Origin of the sequence: Oryzihumus leptocrescens (assembly GCF_006716205.1) — a bacterium.
GTDB lineage: Bacteria > Actinomycetota > Actinomycetes > Actinomycetales > Dermatophilaceae > Oryzihumus > Oryzihumus leptocrescens.
The window spans coordinates 183912-202279 of the sequence record NZ_VFOQ01000003.1 but is presented as its reverse complement, the minus strand read 5'-3'; the positions used below and the strand labels follow the sequence as shown (position 1 = coordinate 202279).

The 18368-nt window shown below is 73.4% G+C and carries 18 protein-coding genes; 6 read left to right on the top strand and 12 right to left on the bottom strand.

Going from position 1 to position 18368, the window contains the following annotated elements; translation table 11 throughout:
* Positions 1-26: 26 nt before the first annotated feature.
* Positions 27-797: a TetR/AcrR family transcriptional regulator gene (locus FB474_RS20410; RefSeq protein ID WP_141789710.1), complete on the bottom strand. Its 771-nt coding sequence runs from the start codon at positions 795-797 to the stop codon at positions 27-29.
* Between the two features lie 123 nt (positions 798-920).
* Between FB474_RS20410 and FB474_RS20405 the strand changes: the two genes are divergently transcribed.
* Positions 921-2498, top strand: coding sequence for an MFS transporter (locus FB474_RS20405; protein ID WP_141789711.1), 1578 nt, complete (start codon positions 921-923; stop codon positions 2496-2498).
* Positions 2499-2612: 114 nt separating this feature from the next.
* On the opposite strand, the gene FB474_RS20400 is transcribed toward FB474_RS20405, so the two are convergent.
* The 4 genes from FB474_RS20400 to FB474_RS20385 form a co-directional block, all read right to left on the bottom strand.
* Positions 2613-3113 (bottom strand): VOC family protein, encoded by a 501-nt coding sequence (locus FB474_RS20400; RefSeq protein ID WP_141789712.1) that lies wholly within the window; start codon positions 3111-3113, stop codon positions 2613-2615.
* A gap of 9 nt (positions 3114-3122) precedes the next feature.
* Positions 3123-3938, bottom strand: coding sequence for a maleylpyruvate isomerase family mycothiol-dependent enzyme (locus tag FB474_RS20395; protein WP_221632569.1), 816 nt, complete (start codon positions 3936-3938; stop codon positions 3123-3125).
* 11 nt (positions 3939-3949) lie between these two features.
* Complete coding sequence (locus FB474_RS20390) at positions 3950-5005, bottom strand: maleylacetate reductase (protein WP_141789713.1); 1056 nt, start codon at positions 5003-5005, stop codon at positions 3950-3952.
* 104 nt (positions 5006-5109) lie between these two features.
* Entirely contained in the window at positions 5110-5634 is a 525-nt protein-coding gene (locus FB474_RS20385) for a 2'-5' RNA ligase family protein (protein WP_141789714.1), read from the bottom strand.
* A 92-nt stretch (positions 5635-5726) separates the two neighbouring features.
* On the opposite strand from FB474_RS20385, the gene FB474_RS20380 reads away from it, so the two are divergent.
* Together FB474_RS20380 and FB474_RS20375 are read left to right on the top strand one after the other, a co-directional pair.
* Positions 5727-6989 carry an alkaline phosphatase family protein gene (locus tag FB474_RS20380; protein WP_141789715.1) on the top strand — a complete coding sequence of 421 codons (1263 nt, stop codon included), beginning with the start codon at positions 5727-5729 and terminating at the stop codon, positions 6987-6989.
* On the top strand, positions 6986-8110 hold the full coding sequence (locus tag FB474_RS20375; protein ID WP_185746294.1) for an alkaline phosphatase family protein: 1125 nt from the start codon (positions 6986-6988) through the stop codon (positions 8108-8110). The genes FB474_RS20380 and FB474_RS20375 overlap by 4 nt, the downstream gene beginning before the upstream one ends.
* Positions 8111-8147: 37 nt before the next feature.
* On the opposite strand, the gene FB474_RS20370 is transcribed toward FB474_RS20375, so the two are convergent.
* From FB474_RS20370 to FB474_RS20360, 3 genes are read right to left on the bottom strand one after another with little or no spacing between them, the layout of a single operon-like run.
* Positions 8148-9590 carry a (Fe-S)-binding protein gene (locus FB474_RS20370; RefSeq protein ID WP_141790690.1) on the bottom strand — a complete coding sequence of 481 codons (1443 nt, stop codon included), beginning with the start codon at positions 9588-9590 and terminating at the stop codon, positions 8148-8150.
* Between the two features lies 1 nt (position 9591).
* Positions 9592-10866 carry an FAD-binding oxidoreductase gene (locus FB474_RS20365; RefSeq protein WP_141790689.1) on the bottom strand — a complete coding sequence of 425 codons (1275 nt, stop codon included), beginning with the start codon at positions 10864-10866 and terminating at the stop codon, positions 9592-9594.
* The gene (locus tag FB474_RS20360) at positions 10866-12326 is read right to left on the bottom strand and encodes an FAD-linked oxidase C-terminal domain-containing protein (protein ID WP_141790688.1); all 1461 of its coding nucleotides are present in this window, start codon (positions 12324-12326) and stop codon (positions 10866-10868) included. The genes FB474_RS20365 and FB474_RS20360 overlap by 1 nt, the downstream gene beginning before the upstream one ends.
* Before the next feature lie 166 nt (positions 12327-12492).
* Between FB474_RS20360 and FB474_RS21390 the strand changes: the two genes are divergently transcribed.
* Positions 12493-12987, top strand: coding sequence for a sugar O-acetyltransferase (locus FB474_RS21390; RefSeq protein WP_281286380.1), 495 nt, complete (start codon positions 12493-12495; stop codon positions 12985-12987).
* Positions 12988-13093: 106 nt separating this feature from the next.
* Here FB474_RS21390 and FB474_RS20350 read toward each other — a convergent pair whose 3' ends face one another.
* From FB474_RS20350 to FB474_RS20340, 3 genes are all read right to left on the bottom strand, one after another.
* Positions 13094-14170 carry an S-adenosylmethionine:tRNA ribosyltransferase-isomerase gene (locus FB474_RS20350; protein WP_221632719.1) on the bottom strand — a complete coding sequence of 359 codons (1077 nt, stop codon included), beginning with the start codon at positions 14168-14170 and terminating at the stop codon, positions 13094-13096.
* Complete coding sequence (locus FB474_RS20345; protein WP_141790686.1) at positions 14167-14871, bottom strand: SDR family NAD(P)-dependent oxidoreductase; 705 nt, start codon at positions 14869-14871, stop codon at positions 14167-14169. Before FB474_RS20345 ends, FB474_RS20350 begins: the two co-directional genes overlap by 4 nt.
* An 86-nt stretch (positions 14872-14957) precedes the next feature.
* A complete protein-coding gene (locus FB474_RS20340; RefSeq protein WP_141790685.1) occupies positions 14958-15176 on the bottom strand; it encodes a BldC family transcriptional regulator in 219 nt (72 codons plus the stop codon).
* Positions 15177-15378: 202 nt separating this feature from the next.
* On the opposite strand from FB474_RS20340, the gene FB474_RS20335 reads away from it, so the two are divergent.
* Together FB474_RS20335 and FB474_RS20330 are read left to right on the top strand one after the other, a co-directional pair.
* The gene (locus FB474_RS20335; RefSeq protein WP_141790684.1) at positions 15379-16488 is read left to right on the top strand and encodes a Glu/Leu/Phe/Val dehydrogenase dimerization domain-containing protein; all 1110 of its coding nucleotides are present in this window, start codon (positions 15379-15381) and stop codon (positions 16486-16488) included.
* 249 nt (positions 16489-16737) lie between these two features.
* Positions 16738-16935: a DUF3073 domain-containing protein gene (locus FB474_RS20330; RefSeq protein ID WP_141790715.1), complete on the top strand. Its 198-nt coding sequence runs from the start codon at positions 16738-16740 to the stop codon at positions 16933-16935.
* Between the two features lie 294 nt (positions 16936-17229).
* Here FB474_RS20330 and purM read toward each other — a convergent pair whose 3' ends face one another.
* On the bottom strand, positions 17230-18351 hold the full coding sequence (purM, locus tag FB474_RS20325; protein WP_141790683.1) for a phosphoribosylformylglycinamidine cyclo-ligase: 1122 nt from the start codon (positions 18349-18351) through the stop codon (positions 17230-17232).
* Between the last annotated feature and the right edge of the window lie 17 nt (positions 18352-18368).

Sequence of the window (18368 nt, the reverse complement as noted above, 5' to 3'; positions counted from 1 at the left end):
CTCGGCCGGCGCCCACCCCGGAGCGACTACGTCCCGGCGCGGCGCGCGCGGGCCTCGACCAGGCCCGCGATGCCGTCCATGACGACCTTGAGGCCGAAGGCGAACTCGGTGTCGGCGAAGTCGTCGCCGCCGTCCTCCAGCGAGCCCGAGCTGAGCGCGCCGACGAGGCCGGGGTGGGTATCGGGGGTCACCAGCTGGCCCAGCACCCGGGCGTAGCGGGCGTCGGCCTCCTGCGGGGTGGACCCGGACCGTCGGGCGGCCGCGTCCACCTGCAGCGCGAGCTGGGTCTGGCCGCGCACGAAGGTGTCGGTGAGCAGCATCGCCGAGAGCTTCTCCTGCTCGCGCAGCGGCGTGGCCGACAGCGCCTGGAGGCCGGCCTCCATCCAGGCCAGCGGGTTGGGTGCGAGCGGAGGCTCGCTGACCGGGATCTCCAGCAGCCAGGGATGGGCCTGGAGGCCGGCGCGCATGGCCCGCGCCCACTCCTCCAGGCGGGTGCGCCAGGCGGCCCGCGGTCCGTGGTGCAGCTCGGGCCGGCCGTAGCCGGCGTTGGCCATGACCAGCAGCAGGTCGTCCTTGGAGTCGACGTAGCGGTAGAGCGACATGGTCGAGAAGCCCAGCTCGCCGGCGACCCGGCTCATCGAGACGGCGGCGAGCCCCTCGGCGTCGGCCAGCCGCACCGCCGCGTCGGCGATCGCGTCCAGGCTCAGGCCGGGCTTCGGACCGCGCCGGGACGGCTTCTCCAGCCCCCAGAGCAGCCGCAGGACCCGTGGGACCTCGACCTCGTCGGCTGTGCTCATGGGGCTCCTTCCAGCGGGACGGCGACGCCCGATCCTAGATCTGTTTACGCCTTACGCAAAAGTGCGCTACCTTCTGCTTACGCCATACACAGTGTATGCCGTACGCAGTCAAGGAGGGCGGTCATGACAAGCACGGATCTGCGTCCCGGGGCGGGCGCCCCGCGGCGTGCCGGACGACGGGAGTGGGTCGGGCTGGGCGTGCTGGCCCTGCCCCTGCTCCTGGTCTCGATGGACGTCTCGGTCCTCTACTTCGCCGTGCCGGCGATCAGCCGGGACCTCGGGGCGACGGCGACCCAGCAGCTGTGGATCCTCGACATCTACGGCTTCGTCCTCGCCGGCCTTTTGCTGACGATGGGGGCACTGGGCGAGCGGGTCGGCCGGCGCCGCCTGCTCATGGTGGGTGCCTTTGCCTTCGGGGCGGCCTCGCTGGCCGCCGCCTACGCCCCCGGCCCCGGCTCCCTCATCGCCGCCCGGGCCGTGCTCGCCGTCGGCGGGGCCACGCTCATGCCGTCGACCGCGTCCCTGGTGCGGCACCTGTTCGAGGACCCGAAGCAGCGCACCACCGCGATCGCGATCTGGACCGGCGCCATGACCGGTGGCGTCTCGCTCGGGCCCGTGCTGTCCGGCCTGCTGCTCGAGCACTTCTGGTGGGGGTCGGTGTTCCTCGTCAACCTGCCGGTCATGGCGTTGCTGCTCGTGCTCGCCCCGGTGCTGCTGCCGGAGTACCGCAACCCCGCCGCCGGCCGCTTCGACCTTCTCGGCTCACTGCTCTCGCTCGGCGCGGTGCTGCCGCTGGTCTACGGCATGAAGAACGGCGCGGTCGAGGGCTTCGGCGCGGCGCAGCTGGCCTGGGTCGGTGCCGGCCTGCTCGTCGGCGCGGCGTTCCTGGTGCGCCAGCGCCGGGCCGCGCACCCGATGCTCGATCTGGCGATGTTCCGGGGCCGCGGGTTCAGCGGGTCGCTCGGCGTCAACACCGTGACCATGTTCGCCCTGGTGGGTCACGCCGTGTTCGTCACGCAGTACCTCCAGCTCGTGCTCGACATGTCCCCGCTGACCGCCGCACTGTGGAGCCTGCTGCCCAGCGTCGGCGTCGCCGTCGCCGCCCCGGTCGCCGGCGCCGTGTCGCAGAAGGTCAACCGGGCCGTGGTCATGGGCAGCGGCCTGGCGGTCGCCGCGGCCGGGTTCGCCGTGATGAGCACCGTCCAGCCGGACTCCCCGCTGGCGCTGCCGATGGTGGGGGCCGGGCTGCTCGCCGCCGGCCTGGTCGCCGTCATGACCCTGGTCAGCGACGTCGTCATCGGCAGCGTCTCCGCGCCCAAGGCCGGCGTCGCCGCCGCGGTCAGCGAGACGAGCAGCGAGCTCGGTGGCGCGCTGGGCATCGCGGTCCTGGGCAGCATCGGGGCGGCCGTCTACCGCCGGACCGTCGAGCCGGCACTGGCGGGCCTGCCCACGGGCGCACGGGCGGCCCACGAGAGCCTCGCCGGGGCGCTCGGCACCGCCGCTCAGCTGCCGGGCGCGGCCGGCCGTCAGCTCGCCGACGCCGCACGGCAGGCGTTCGTCGACGGGTTCCACGTCGCTGCCCTCACCGGGACCGCGCTGCTCCTGCTCGCGGCCGTGCTCACGCCGGTCCTGCTGCGCAGCGTGCTCGCGCGGCCTGCGGAGGAGGTCGCGCGGGAGGTGGGCGTGGTCGGGGCGGCCTGAGGCGGCCGGGCGTGATACCCGGCTTTGCGCAAGATGGTGCTGCTGGGAGGCCGCGAAACCGGCCTCCCAGCAGCTCTTTCTTGCGCAAAGGGGCGGCCACCCGCGGCCTCCGGGTCAGAGGACCGAGGTGCCGTACATCTCCCCGAGCGGGTCGGCGATGAGCTCCAGCCGCGCGCCGTCGGGGTCGCGGAAGTAGATCGAGGTGCCGCTCTCCTCCTGGTAGTCCACGCCGGCCTCGCGCAGCTTGCCCTTGAGCCGTTCCCACTTCTCCGGCTCGACCGAGATGGCGATGTGGTGCAGCCCGCCGAGGACCTCGGCGTACGGCCCGACCCCCAGGCCCGGGAAGTCGAAGAACGCCAGCAGGTTGTTGTTGCCGATGTCGAAGAAGAAGTGGTTGGAGCCCTTGTAGTCCCGGTTCTCGAAGATCTCGGTCAGCGGGAACTCCAGCAGCTCCTGGTAGAAGCGGATGGTCGCCTCCACGTCGGAGCAGACGACCGCGAAGTGGTGCAGCCCGCGCGCCGAGGACGCCGGCCGCTCCCGCGGCGAGCGCAGGTAGGTCGTGCGCAGCCGCTCCCGCTCGGCGTCGATGGCGGCCAGGTCGATCTCGCTGGTCATGCGACCTCCTCAGATCCGGAAGAACAGGTTCAGGAAGCGGTCGGCCACCTCGCGGTCGCCGCGGACGGTGCCGCCGTGGCAGCGGCCGAAGGCGGTGAGCACGAAGCTGCCCGCGTCGAACTCGAGCACGGTCAGGTCGGCGAGGTCGCCGGCCGCGTAGGACAGGCCGTCCGGACCGACGCTCACCCGGGTGTCACCGGCGTTGGCGCCGCCGGTGATGCGGATGCCGATCTCGAACGGCGTCGCCTCCGGGTCCGGCGCCGCAGTGGCCGACCAGAGGACGAACATGTACGGCACGAGCAGGTCAGCCACCTCGCCGGACAGCGCGTGCTCGGGGCCGCTGCCCTCGCGGATGTCCCAGGTGTGCACGCCGTAGTCCATGAGCTGGAACGCCGCGTAGAAGTGCGCCGGCAGCCGACCCATGTAGTAGTGCGAGACGTTCAGGCCGGTCCAGTCCTCCGGGGTCAGCGCCTCGAGGAGGCCCATCATCTTGTCGAAGTCGGTGCGCCCGCGTTCGACGAGCTCGACCTGGGGCACGTCCCGGAACGAGCGGCCGCGCTCACCAGCCCGCTCGGCCATCCCGCGCACCCCGTAGGCCGGCTCCACCTCCAGGCCGCCACGCGCGGCGTCGAAGCGCTCGAAGTAGTTCTCGGTGACGTCCACGAGGTGGCCGACGAGGTCGCGCACCTGCCACTCGGCGCAGCCGGTGGGCGCCTCCCAGACCCCCGGCCGCTCCGCCAGCGCGTAGAAGTCCTCGGCCTCGTGGCGCACGACGCGCAGCAGCGTGTCCTTGCCCTCGTAGGTCATGCCGTTCCAGCTGCCCATGTCTGCCTCCTTCACCCAGCAGGGCGTGCGCTGCCGCCGGGCGCGCGCCCGAGGAAGGCGTCGTCCAGCAACCGTCGCAGCGATGCGACGTCCACCGGCCGTGGGTTGCGCTCCCCCACGGCCGTCACGGCCCGCTCGGCCGCCTCGTCCAGTCCCCCGGCCGGCATGCCGATCACGGCCAGGGACGGAGGTGCGGCCAGGGTGCGGGCCAGGTCCCACAGCCCGCGGGCCGCGTCGTCGGCGCGCAGCTCGCGCGCGACGGTCGCCACCGCCTCCGGCGCCGCGGCCGCGTTGTATGCCGTGACGTAGGGCAGCAGCACGGCGTGCGTCGCGCCGTGGTCGAGCCCCCAGGTGCCACCCAGGACGTGGCACAGCGTGTGGTGCAGGCCTCCCCCGGCCACGGCGAACGCCGTGCCGGCGAGCCAGGCACCGAGTAGGGCGTCCTCCCGGTCGGCGACCTCGCCGGGGTTCCACGTCGCGCGCGGCAACGCCCTGGCCAGCAGGTGGATCGCTTCTGCGGCAAGCAGGTCCGTCACCGGGGTCGCGTCCGGGGACCACAGTGCCTCGACGCAGTGGGCCATCGCGTTGAGCCCGGAGGTGGCCGTGGTCGACGCCGGGAGGGCGGCGAGCAGCTCGGGGTCGTAGACCACCACCCGGGGCAGCGCCCGCAGGTCGCGGCCGGTGCGCTTGTGCTCACCCGTGACACCCCACACCGGGGTGGCCTCGGACCCGGCGTAGGTGGTGGGCACGGCCAGCAGCGGCAGCCCCGTGTCCAGCGCGACCGCCTTGCCCAGGCCGGTCGCGGACCCACCGCCGACCGTCACCACCGCGTCGGCGCCCTGGTCGCGGGCCAGCGCCACGGTGTCGTCGGCGAGCGCCTGCGGCACGTGCTGGCGGACCTCGTGCACGCGCGCGGCCAGCCGGTCACCGAGGTGGTGGGCGAGGTCGTCGGCGCGGGTCTTGGCCGAGACCGAGGCGATGAGCAGCACCCGTCGGGCGCCCAGCGCCTCCAGCTCGGCGCCGACCCGGGCGAAGGACCCCACGCCGAAGACGACCCGCTGCGGCAGGGCGGGTGACTCGAAGTGGCGGGTCGCGGTCGTGGCGGTCTCCCCGGGTCGTCCTCGGCAGCGAGCCTACGCTCGCCGGCCCCGCGCCGGATCCACCTCGTGGCTCACTCCTGCGCGACCAGGGCCCACTCCCGCCGGGCCTCGCTGTCCCAGCGGCGGGCGGACACGGCATACCCGTCGGTCTCCTCCGAGCCGTGGAGCACGGCGAGCGCGATGCCGACCTGCTCGGCGCTCATCCGGTGCGCCAGGGTCACGTGCGGGACCCAGTGCCCGGGCCGCATGAGGTCGCGCACCCCGTTGCCGTTGCCGGCGACGGCGAAGACGTGCCGCTGCAGCTGGAGCAGCTCGACCGTGGCGACGAGCGGGCGCACCAGCACGTAGCGGTCCCGCCCGAAGCAGGTGACCGACCCCAGCCGCACCCCCAGCGGCAGCCCCGCGAGCACGTCGGCGAGGCCGAGCTCGCGGTCGGCCGGGATGGCCGCCTGCGCGGTGAGGGTGACGTGCGGACGGTTCGACGGGCCGGTGTGCAGCGCCTGGCTGGGCAGCCCGGCGTCGGCGAGGGCCCGCCACTGCACGAGCACCTGCGCCTCGAGTGCCTCGTCGAGCAGCAGCTCCACCGTCTGCACCACGGGACCATGGTGCCGGACGCCGTGGCGGTGAACGAGTCGTGAACTTCCGGTGCCCCCGATAACCCCTGCCGCGCAACGCCGTTGACCCGGTCATGGAGATCAGCCGACGACAGCTGCTGGCCGGCACCGGGGCCGCCCTGGGCGCCGCCGCCCTCGAGCAGGCCCTGCCCGCGTCCGCAGCCACGCCGACCCTTCCCGCCCCCGCCGACTCCGGCATCGACCACGTGGTCGTGGTGATGATGGAGAACCGGTCCTTCGACCACTACCTCGGCTGGCTGCCGGGGGCCAACGGCAAGCAGGCGGGCCTGACCTACACCGACCGCTACGGCGTGACCCGCCAGACCCACCACCTCACCGACACCCAGGGCTGCGCCCACCCCGACCCGGACCACTCCTACGAGGGCGGCCGGGTGCAGTACAACGACGGCAGGTGCGACGGGTGGCTGCGCTCGGGCGACAACGACGAGTTCGCCATCGGCTACTACACCGACGCCGACCTGGCCTTCTACGGCCGCGCCGCCCGCGACTGGACCGTCTGCGACGGCTACTTCTCGGCGATCCTGGCCGAGACCTACCCCAACCGCTTCTACCAGCACTCGGCGCAGACCGACCGGATCCACAACTCCACGGCCATCTCGACCATGCCGACCATCTGGGACCGGCTCAAGGACGCCGGGGTCACGGGCACCTACTACTACAACGACACCCCGTTCCTGGCGCTGTGGGGCGACAAGTACGTCGACATCTCCCAGCCCTACTCAGCGTTCCTCGCCGACGCGAAGGCCGGCACGCTGCCGGCGGTGAGCTTCGTCGACCCCAAGTTCCTCGACGAGTCGACCGGGTCCTCCGCCGACGACCACCCGCACGCCGACATCCGGGCCGGGCAGTACTTCCTGGACCAGGTCTACGAGGCCGTCACGACCTCGCCGAACTGGGGGCGGACCGCGCTGGTCATCAACTACGACGAGTGGGGCGGCTTCTACGACCACGTGGCGCCGACGACGGCGCCGGACGCCCACCCCGAGTACGGCAGCCTGCGCGGCTTCCGCGTGCCGTGCCTCGTCGTCTCGCCCAGGGCCCGGCGCTCCCACGTGGCGCACGGCGTCTACGACCACACCTCGGTGCTCAAGATGATCGAGTGGCGCTGGGGCCTGGCCCCGCTCACCCCGCGGGATGCCGCGGCCAACAACCTCGCCGAGGTCCTGGACTTCTCCACCACCAACCTCGCCGCACCCCGCTACGACGTGCCTGCCTTCGCCGGGACCCCTTGCCCTCCGGGAGGATTCGCCGACTACGAGGACTGGCACGCCCTCAAGGACCTCGCCACCAAGCACGGATGGAGCCTGCCCGCATGATCCGCCCCCGACGCCGCACGGCCGCCCTGGCCGCCGCCGCGACCGCCCTCACCACGCTCGTCGCCGTGGCGACCACCGCCTCGGCCGCCGCCCCGAAGCCCGCGGCCGGCACGGCATACCTGCCGCCGGTCAAGCACGTGTTCGTCATCAACCTCGAGAACAAGGGGTATGACGAGACGTGGGGTCCGGGGTCCGCGGCGCCGTACCTGTCGCAGACGCTGCGCTCGCAGGGCGTGCTGCTCTCGAGCTACTACGGGACGGCGCACAACAGCCAGCCCAACTACGTGGCGCAGGTCAGCGGCCAGGGCCCGAACAGCCAGATGCAGGCCGACTGCCAGACCTACTCGAACTTCTCCGGGTCCGGGACCGTGGCGCCGGGGCAGGCGGTCGGCTCGGGGTGCGTCTTCCCGACCTCGGTGCCGAACCTGACCGACCAGCTCACCGGCAAGGGGTTGACCTGGCGCGGCTACATGGAGGACATGGGCACGCCGTGCCGGCACCCGCAGGTGGGCGCCGTCGACGACACGCAGAAGGCCAAGGTCGGCGACCAGTACGCCACGCGGCACAACCCGTTCATGTATTTCCACTCGGTCATCGACTCCCCGTCGTGCGCGGACCACGTGGTCGACCTGTCCGCGCTGACGTCCGACCTCGGCTCGGCCTCGACGACCCCGAACCTGAGCTACATCACGCCGAACCTGTGCGACGACGGCCACGACGCGCCCTGCGTCGACGGGCGGCCCGGCGGGCTGGCCTCGGCCGACGAGTGGCTCAAGACGTGGGTCCCGCGGATCACGTCCTCGCCGGCGTTCCAGGCCGACGGGATGCTCGTGATCACCTTCGACGAGTCCGACGGGCCGCAGTCCGACGCGACGGCCTGCTGCGGCGAGGGCCCCGGCCCGAACGCCGCACTGCCGGGCATCACCGGCATGGGCGGCGGCAAGGTCGGCGCGCTGGTGCTCTCCCCGTTCGTCAAGGCGGGCACGGTGAGCAGCACGTCGTACAACCACTACTCCCTGCTGGCGAGCCTGGAGGACCTGTTCGGGGTGCCCTACCTCGGCTACGCCGGCGCGTCCGGGCTCAACCGGTTCGGCCTCGACGTCTACAACGGCTCCTTCTGACGTCTCTGAGCCCACCGGACGCACGAAACGGCCCGAATCAGCCCTCGGAGGAGGGGGATTCGGGCCGTTTCGTGCGTCCGGTCGAGGTGGTGACGCCGAGGTGGTCGACGCCGAGGCCGCGGATCGAGGCGTCGAGCACCTCGACCGTGTGGGCGAGGGCCATGCGGTGGCCCCTGCGCTCGAACGCGGAGGCCACCTGCATGAGGCAGCCGGGGTTGGCGGTCACGAGCAGCTCGGCGCCGGTGCCCCGGACGTTGGCGGCCTTGCGGTCGCCGAGCTCGCGCGCCGGCACCGGGTTGAGCAGGTTCCAGATGCCCGCCGACCCACAGCACAGCTCGCCCTCGGGCACCTCGCGCAGCTCCAGCCCCGGTATCGCGCGCAGCAGCTCGCGCGGCTGCGCCCGGACCCCCTGGGCGTGCGCGAGGTGGCAGGCGTCGTGGTAGGCGACCGCCACGGGCAGCGGGTGACGCGGTGCCACGGTCCCCGCCTCGGCGAGGATCTCCGAGACGTCGCGGACCCGGGCCACGAAGGCTCGGGCCCGCCCGGCGTAGCGCCGGTCGTCCGCCAGCAGGTCGGCATACTCCTTCATCGTCGAGCCGCAGCGGGCGGCGTTGACGACCACGTGCTCGACGCCGCTCCGCTCGAAGCTGTCGATGAGGGAACGGGCGAAGCGCTGCGCCTCCGCCTCCCTGCCGGCGTGGGCCGACAGCGCGCCGCAGCAGCCCTGGCTCGCGGGCGCGACCACCTCGAATCCCTCGGCGGCGAGGACGCGGGCGGTCGCGGCGTTGACGCCGGGGAAGAGCTCGCGCTGCACGCAGCCGAGGAGCAGGCCGACGGTGCCGCGCCGCCGGCCCAGGGCGGGTGTGTGCGCCGGGACCCGCTCGGCTGGCCCCAAAGGCGGGGCCAGGGACTCCATGGCCGCCAGGGTCGGCGAGAGGCGTTGCAGCACACCGGTCCTGCGCAGCCACCGGCTGAGTCCGCTGGCCTGGTAGAGCCGCAGCGGTCCGCGCAGCAGGTGCAGTCGGCGGGGACGGGGGAAGACGGCGAAGATCGCCCGGCGCAGGGCGCGGTCGCGGGCGGGCCGCTCGAACCGGCGCTCCACCTGGGCGCGGGTGGCCTCAATGAGCTTGTCGTACTGCACCCCGGACGGGCAGGCCGTCACGCAGGCCATGCAGCCCAGGCAGGCGTCGAAGTGGCCGACCATCGAGGGGGTCAGCGGCTCTCCCTGGAGACCCTCGCCCATGAGGTAGATGCGGCCGCGGGGCGAGTCCATCTCCTCGCCCCACAACACGTAGGTGGGGCAGGACGGCAGGCAGAAGCCGCAGTGGACGCAGTCGGCGACGAGCTCTGCGGAGGGCGGGTTGTGGTCGTCGAACGCCGGCCCGCCGGGCTGCAGCGGGTCGACCCTCAGCGGCCCGTCGGTGCCGGGCGTGCCGGCGGTGGACGAGACCTGGCCGGGACGGTCGGGCTGCCGGGTCATCTCAGATCCCTCCCACGAAGCGGCCCGGCGCCAGCAGCCGTGCGGGGTCGAAGCGGTGCTTGACGCTGCGCATCAGGTCGATCGCGCCGACCGGGCCCCAGACGTCGAGCGACTCCTTGACCACGCGTGGGCCGTCCAGCACCACCACGCTCCCGCCGAACGACGCGGCGCGCTGCCGCAGGTCGGCCACGAGGCCGGCGACCTCATCGGGTCCCAACGCGGCCGGCCCGACGCGGTTGCCGCCCTCGGCAGCGCGCAGGCCGACCAGCACGGAGCCGACGGCGACGCTGCCGCGGACGTGGGCCGCGAGGCGGTGCCGAGCCGCCGCGGCGTCCAGGGCGGTGAGCAGGTGCGGCAGGCCGGCGAGCTCGTGGGTGACCTTGAGCAGCACCTCACCCGTGCCGGCCGGCTGGATGCCCCACCACCCGGGTGGCCGGCTGCCGGCGGTGGCCGAGGGCCCCAGCAGCTCCAGGGCGGCGGCGGTCCGGGCCAGGACACCTGGCGCGACGCCCTCGAGCTGGACGGTCAGGGTCGCGGAGCCGTCCGCCGCGCGGTCGAGCTCCACGGCGCCGGGCACCAGCTGGGAGTGGACCACCCGTTGGAGCGCCTCGTGGACGGCCGCCGCCGAGTGCCGGGGCAGGCTCACCCAGGAGCGCGCCTTCGGCAGCGGGTGCAGCCGGAACGCGACCTCGGTGATGACGCCCAGGGTGCCGTACGAGCCAGTGAGCAGCTTGCCGACGTCGTAGCCGGCGACGTTCTTGACGACCTTGCCGCCGGAGTGCGCGACGACTCCGTCGGCGCGGACCATCGTCATTCCGATCACGAGGTCGCGGACCGCGCCGTGCGCCAACCGGGTCGGGCCGCTCAGCGCCGCCGCGACGGTGCCGCCGACGGTGCCCGGCCGCGGCGGGTCGACCGCGAGCCACTGGCCGGCTCCCGCCAGCCGCTGCTGCAGCACGTCGAGTCGGCAGCCGGCCTGCACCACGACGACGAGGTCACCCGAGGCGTGCTCGACCACGGCGTCCATCCGCGTGCTGTCAACGAGGAGGTCGCAGCGCTCGGGCGGAGCGCCCCAGGTCAGCCTGTTGCCGGCGCCGCGCACCACGACCGCGAGGTCGTGGACGGCGGCAACCCGCATCACGGCGCTCGTCTCCGCGGTGCTGCCGGGGCTGGCGACCCAGCGGGCCGGCATACCGTCGACGGTGTCGGCCGGACCGGCCGCGGCGGCGTGGTCGTCCGTGGCGAGGCGCAGCTCCTGCAGGACGACGTCGCCCATCAGAAGACCTCCGCCACCCCGGCCTCGGCCAGGGGGTGTGTGCCCTGATGCCGGCCCGGTCGTTCGCCGCACAGCCGGGGCGTGGGGAAGACCTTGCCCGGGTTGGAGATCGACTGCGGGTCGAACGCGCAGCGGACCAGCTGCATCGTGTCGAGGTCGTCCGCGTCGAACATCCGCGGCATGTAGCGGGCCTTGTCGGCGCCGACCCCGTGCTCACCGGTGATCGACCCGCCGTGCTCGAGGCACAGGTCGAGGATGGCGCCGGAGACCTCCTCGGCGCGCGCGGACTCCCCAGGCACGGCGTCGTCGAAGAGGACGAGCGGGTGCAGGTTGCCGTCGCCGGCGTGGAAGACGTTGGCCACCCGGATGCCGGTGTCGGCGGACAGCTGCGCGATCCGCCGCAGCACCTGCGGCAGCGCGGTCCGCGGGACGACCCCGTCCTGGACGATGTAGCCGGGGCTGATCCGGCCCACCGCGGCGAAGGCCGACTTGCGCCCCTTCCAGAACAGCGCCCGCTCGGCGTCGTCGGCAGCGACCCGGACCTCGGTGGCGCCGCTGGCGCGGCAGAGCCGCTCGGCCTCGGCGAACTCGTGCTCCACGTCCGCGCCGGGTCCGTCGAGCTCGACGATGAGCACGGCGCCCGCGCCCGGGGGGTAGCCGCAGTGCACCGCGGCCTCGGCCGCCTCGATCGCCAGGGCGTCCATCATCTCGATCGCGGCCGGGACGACGCCGGCGGCGATGATCGCCGAGACGGCAGCGCCCGCCCGGTCCGTGTCGGGGAAGGCTGCCAGCAGCGTGCTCACCGCCTCCGGCGACCGGGTCAGCCGGACCGTCACCTTCGTGGCGATGCCGAGGGTGCCCTCGGAGCCGACCAGCGCGCCGAGCAGGTCGTAGCCGGGAGCGTCGGGCGCCTTGCCACCGACCTGCACCACGTCACCGGCGGGGGTCACCAGCTCGAGGCCGGTGACGTGGTTGGTGGTGAACCCGTACTTGAGGCAGTGCGCGCCGCCGGAGTTCTCCGCCACGTTGCCGCCGATCGAGCAGACCTGCTGGCTGGAGGGGTCCGGCGCGTAGTAGTAGCCGTGCGGCAACGCCTCCCGGCTCAGGTGCAGGTTGATGACACCGGGCTCGACGACGGCCCGCTGGTTGACGATGTCGAGGTCGAGGACCGAGCGCATCGTCGAGGTGACGATGAGGACACCGTCGGCGTGTGGCAGGGCCCCGCCAGAGAGCCCCGTGCCGGACCCGCGGGCCACGAACGGCACCCCGGCGGCGGCGCAGGCACGCACCACGGCGGCCACCTGCCCGGTCGTCCTGGGCAGCACCACGAGGGCAGGCGTGACCTTGTACTGCGCCAGCCCGTCGCACTCGTAGGTGCGCAGCCGCTGTCGGTCGGTGATGACGGCGGCGTCGCCAAGGACGGTCCGCAGCTGCCCGGCGAGCCCCCGTGCATCAACCATGGATCCTCCCCGCGCCGCGCGCTCGGCATGATGGAAGGGGTTGTCATCTCGAAACTAGGTCCGCGCCTGTCCGCCGTCAACGTGAGGGCATGCCAGCATCAACCTCGTGCGCCACGAGCAACGCCTGCGAACCCGGACACCCAAGTCACGAGCCTTTGCTGAACGCGTGCAGCTGGTCATGACCCTGACCTCGCGCCTCAACGCGCTGCCGTTCGACGACCTCGACGCACGCAGGGAGCTGCTCGCCGAGATCTTCGGCTCGACGCTTCCTGACTCGCTGTCGATCCTGCCGCCGTTCTACTGCGACTACGGGCTCGGGGCGTCGTTCGGGGAGCGCGTGTTCATCAACCAGGGGTGCTTCTTCCTCGACTTCGGAGGCATCACCATCGGTGACCGTGTCCTGATCGGTCCCCGGGTGACCCTGAGCACCGCCGGCCACCCGGTCGACCCCGACGAGCGGTACGACTTCATCACGCACGCCCCCATCGTCATCGAGGACGACGTGTGGATCGGCGCCGCAGCCACGATCACGCCCGGTGTGACCATCGGGCACGGCTCGGTCGTCGGCGCGGGCGCCGTCGTCGCGAAGGACGTCCCCCCGATGAGCGTCGTGACCGGGACGAGCGTGGTCGAACGAAGGCGCCTGAAGGCGGCACACTGAGCCCACCTGCCCCTCGACCGAACACCGCGAATCCGTCGTTTCGGGCCGTGATCGGGCCCGAAACGACGGATTTCGCGTGTTCGGTGGATCAGAGCGGTGTGCCGGGTCAGGAGCCGAGCTCGCCGCAGGCGCCCTCGCTCAGGAGCAGGGCGCTGTCGCCGAACTCGTGCCACAGGTAGCGCTCCCGCACCGCCTCGGCATACGCCCGGCGCACCACGTCCGGCCCGGCGACCGCCTCGAGCAGCAGCAGGTGCGAGGCGCCCGGCTGGTGCCAACCGCTGACGACCCCGTCGACGGCGCGCGCCGGCCGGTCCGGCCCGAGCACGAGGTCGGTCCAGCCCGCGCCCGCCGCCACGGTGCCGTCCGGCGCGGCGACGGTCTCCAGCGCCCGGGTGGCGGTGGTGCCCACGGCGACGACCCGGCCACCCCTGGCGCGGGCGAGGTTGACCAGCGCCGCAGAGCCCTCGGGCACGGCATACCGCTCGGGCAGCGGGCCCTCGCCCGGCTCCAGCGAGGAGACCCCGGTGTGCAGCGTGACCGGGGCGATGAGCACCCCCGCCGCGACGAGGTCCGAGACGAGCTCGGCGCTGAACGGCCGGCCCGCGCTGGGCATCTCGGCGCTGCCGGGGTCGCGGGCGAACACCGTCTGGTAGGCCGAGATCGGCCAGGCGCCCGGCACGTAGGCGTACGCGATCGGCGCCCCGTGGGCGACGAGGAACTCGTCGGTGGGCAGCGGCAGGCTCACCCTGGCCCGCCAGATCCGGGGCTGTTCGGCCAGCGGGTCGGGGTAGGGCGCCAGCAGCCGCAGCACGCCACCGTCCGGCAGGTCGAGGCGCTCGCCCTCTCGCCCGTCACGCAGCGGGCCGTCCGCCCGGGGACCGGGCCGCAGCTCGACCAGCCACGTCCCGACCTGCGGCTCGGCCGCGAAGTGCACCGTGATCTCGACCAGGCCGCGCCGCGCCGGCAGCGCCGCCGGCAACGTCGCCGAGGTGTTGACCACCAGCACGTCCCCGGCGCGCAGGAACCGGCCCAGGTCGTGGAAGCGCGCATGGCTGAGTCCGCAGCCGTCAGCGACCAGCAGGCGCACCTCGTCACGGCGCAGCCCGCGCGCCTCCGGCGGCTCGGTGGCCAGAGCCCCCTCCGGCACGCTGAAGACCAGCTCGGGCTCGGCCGCCAGGCTCACGCCGTCACCGCCGTGACGCCGGTGAGCAGCTCGACCGCGCGGTAGCGCCCGCTCGGCGGGCGCTCGGTGACCAGGCGCAACAGCGCCGGCACGACCGTCTCGGGCTCGGGCCGGTCGCTGATGTCCTCGCCCGGGAAGGCCTCCTGGTGCATGGTCGTACGCATGTCGCCGGGGTCGAAGGCGTAGACCGCGAGGTCGGGCCGCTCGGCAGCGAGCACCGCGCTGAGGTGGTCGAGCGCCGCCTTGGCCGAGCCGTAGCCGCCCCAGCCCTCGTAGGCCTCCACCGCCGCGTCCGAGCTGACGTTGACGAGCGCCCCCCGGCTCGCCGTCAGGGCCGGCAGGAGCAGCTGGGTCAGGGCCAGCGGGGCGAGGACGTCCACGGCGTACACGCGGGCGAGCACGTCGAGGGGGTAGCTCGCCAGCGGCGGCTGCGGGCTGGGCCCGAGCAGGCTGGCGTTGTTGACCAGCAGGTCGAGCCGGCCTTGAGCCTCGACCGCGGCGGCCAGCGCTGCACGGTGGCCGGGGTCGGTGACGTCGCCGGCGAGGGCGGTCAGCGTGCCGCCGGGCAGCTCCCGCTCCAGGGCGGCGAGGTCGGCGGCGGACCGGGCGTCGACGACGACGCTCCAGCCGAGGCGGCTCAGCGCGGTGGCCGTGGCGCGGCCGAGGCCGCGGGATGCGCCGGTGATGACGGCGACAGGCATGGGCTCTCCTCCTGGTCGGTGGTAGAGCCCATGCTCGAAGTTAAAGCGAACTTGATGTCAAGGCCCCGGCACTGCCGGGTGCTGGCTCAGGCGACGCCGGGCTGGTGCTCGGCCGCCATGTTGGCGCGCTCGAGCAGGGCACGGACCTCGGACTCGCGGTAACGCCGGTGGCCGCCAAGAGTCCGGATCGAGTTCAGCTTGCCGGCCTTGGCCCAGCGCGTCACGGTCTTGGGGTCGACGCGGAAGAGCGCAGCAACCTCAGCCGGAGTCAGCAAGTTCTCGGCGTCGAGGTGTCTCGCGGTCATGGTCGTCTCCTCTGGACTGGGGCACCCCTCTGAGCAGGGGCACACCATCAGTTTCGGACATTGGTGACGACTTGGGAACAATCAAGACGTGTCATATCTGATGCCCCAAAAGAACTAGTTACTCCGCCGTGACAGGAAGCGGAATAGGCTGATTTCCGCCGCGAGACCCGCGCGTCCCATCCGACCCCGAGGAGTCACCACCGTGACCGCGTCACCCGTCGTACCGCCCTCGCCCGACCACGCCGAGGACCGCCACGAGCAGGTCGTGTTCTGCCACGACAAGGCTACCGGCCTGCGCGCCATCATCGGCATCTACAGCACCGCGCTCGGCCCGGCGCTCGGCGGCACCCGGTTCTACCCCTACGCCAGCGAGGAGGACGCACTCGCCGACGTGCTGCGCCTGTCCCGGGGGATGGCCTACAAGAACGCCGTGGCCGGCCTGGACCTCGGCGGCGGCAAGGCGGTCATCATCGGTGACCCCGCGAAGGACAAGACCGAGGCGCTGCTGCGGGCCTACGGCCGCTTCGTCGAGAGCCTCGGCGGGCGCTACGTCACCGCCTGCGACGTGGGCACCTACGTGGCCGACATGGACGTCGTCGGCAAGGAGACCCGCTTCGCGACCGGCCGCAGCGAGGCCAACGGCGGCGCCGGCGACTCCTCGGTGCTCACCGCCTGGGGTGTCTTCCAGGGCATGCGCGCCAGCGCCCAGCACGTGTGGGGCACCCCCAGCCTGCACGGCCGCACGGTCGGCGTCGCCGGCGTGGGCAAGGTCGGGCGCATCCTCACCGGCCACCTGCTCGAGGACGGCGCCCACGTGGTCTCCACCGACGTCAACCCGGCCGCCCTGGAGGCGCTGCGCGTGCTCCACCCGCAGGTCGACGTGGTCGACGACGTGGAGTCCCTCGTCCGCTCCGACATCGACATCTACGCCCCGTGCGCGCTCGGCGGCGCCCTCGACGACCTGACCGTCGACGTCCTGTCCGCCCAGATCGTCTGCGGCGCGGCCAACAACCAGCTCGTCACCGAGGGCCCCGGCGGCAGCGCCGACCGGATGCTCAAGCGCGGCATCACCTACGCCCCCGACTTCCTGGTCAACGCCGGCGGCGTCATCCAGGTCAGCGACGAGCTGCACGGCTTCAACTTCGAGCGGGCCAAGCAGCGCGCCACCGGCATCTTCGAGGCGACCGCCTCGGTGCTGCGGATGGCCGAGCAGGAGGGCACCTCCCCGGCCGTGGCCGCCGACCGGATCGCCGAGCGGCGCATGGCGACCGTCGGCAACCCGTCCCGGATCTGGCTGCCGAGCGGTCGCTGAGCCCCACCTTTCGGACATCTGCCACACCGCCGGCGCCGGACCCGCACGGATCTGGCGCCGGCGGAGCACGATCCGGCCACGAAGTGGGACGGCACACCCTCCACCGGGCAGCGCGAATTTGCATTGCTCCTGTAGCGTTACCACCACGAAATACGAGATTCCCGGGACCGCTCCGTGGAGTCGAACCCGCTGGCCAGTGGGCTCGACCGAGCGATGCCGTCCCGGCAGACGCATGAGGGGGTCGACGCCATGGGGCGCGGCCGGGCCAAAGCCAAGCAGACGAAGGTCGCTCGGGAGCTGAAGTACTTCTCCCCCGACACTGACTTGAGCGCGCTTGAGCGAGAACTGCACGGATCGTCGTACACCGAGCCGGAGCGCAGCTCCGACGTCGACGACGGCGAGGACTACGACGACGACTACGGGAAGTGGGCGTCAGGCCAACGCTGACCTCATGCGCCGCGCCCTCCGGGGCGCGGCGCCGTCAGTCCCGTCCCCGGACGGGCAGGTCATCACCCTCACCCTTCCACCGGGTGCTGCTGCCGCGAGAGCGGTGACGGCACCTTGTCATGTGCACTGCCCCTGGGGGTGGTGCGCAGCGGTGGCTGACGGCCGCGCGCCGTGAGCCCCCTCGGGCACCCCGCGTCGAGCCGGTATGCCGTGAGGCCGCCGCCGCGGCGCCCGTCGCCGACGCGCACCTCACCACGGCGCGGCCGCGCGTCCTGCCGCCTGCCCCTCGCGCGGTCAGGCCGGGTGCGTCCCCACGACCTGGACCGCGCCACCGTCGACGCCCTTGGCCCCGTGGACGACCTCGACGCCGTCCTGCACCACCGCGGTCGCGCGGTCGCTGACCTCGCCGAGCACCCAGGCCGGCAGGCCGGACGCCTGCGCCGTGCGCACGGCGAGGTCGGCCTGCTCCGCCGGCAGCACCGCCACGAAGCCGACGCCCATGTTGAGCGTGCGCTCCACGTCGGCAACCGGCACCTGTCCGAGCTGCTGTACCAGCGTGAAGACCGCCGGCGGCGTCCACGAGCCGCGGTCCAGCCGGGCGAAGGTGCCCTGCGGCAGCACCCGGGCCAGGTTGGCCGCCAGGCCGCCGCCGGTGACGTGGCTCAGGGCGTGCACGTCCAGCCCCGGGGTGCGGATCAGGGCGAGCAGGTCGCGGGCGTAGACGCGGGTGGGCTCGAGCAGCTCCTCGCCGAGGGTGCGGCTGAGCTCCTCGACGTGGCGGTCCAGCGCCCAGCCCGCCCGGTCGAAGACCGCGCGCACCAGCGAGTAGCCGTTGGAGTGCAGGCCCGAGGAGGCCAGCGCGACGACGGCGTCGCCGGCCCGGACCCGCTGCGGGCCCAGCACGTCGTCGTGCTCCACGACCCCGGTCGCGGCGCCGGCCACGTCGTACTCCTCCGGCCCGAGCAGGCCGGGGTGCTCCGCGGTCTCGCCGCCGACCAGGGCGGTGCCCGCCACCTCGCAGGCGGCGGCGATGCCGGAGACGATGGCCGCGATCCGCTCGGGGACCACCCGGCCGGTGGCGATGTAGTCGGTCATGAACAGCGGCTCGGCCCCGCACACGACGATGTCGTCGACGACCATGCCGACCAGGTCGAAGCCGATCGTGTCGTGCTTGTCCATCCGCTGGGCGATGGCGACCTTGGTGCCGACGCCGTCGGTGGAGGTGGCGAGCACCGGCCGGGCCATGCCCTTGAGCGCCGACGCGTCGAACATCCCGGCGAAGCCGCCGAGGCCGCCGAGCACCTCCGGGCGCTGCGCCCGCCGGACCGAGGCCTTCATCAGCTCGACCGCCTTGTCGCCGGCCTCGACGTCGACGCCGGCCCCGGCGTAGGTGATGGGGGTGCTCGGGGTGGTCATGACGGGATCGGTCCTCC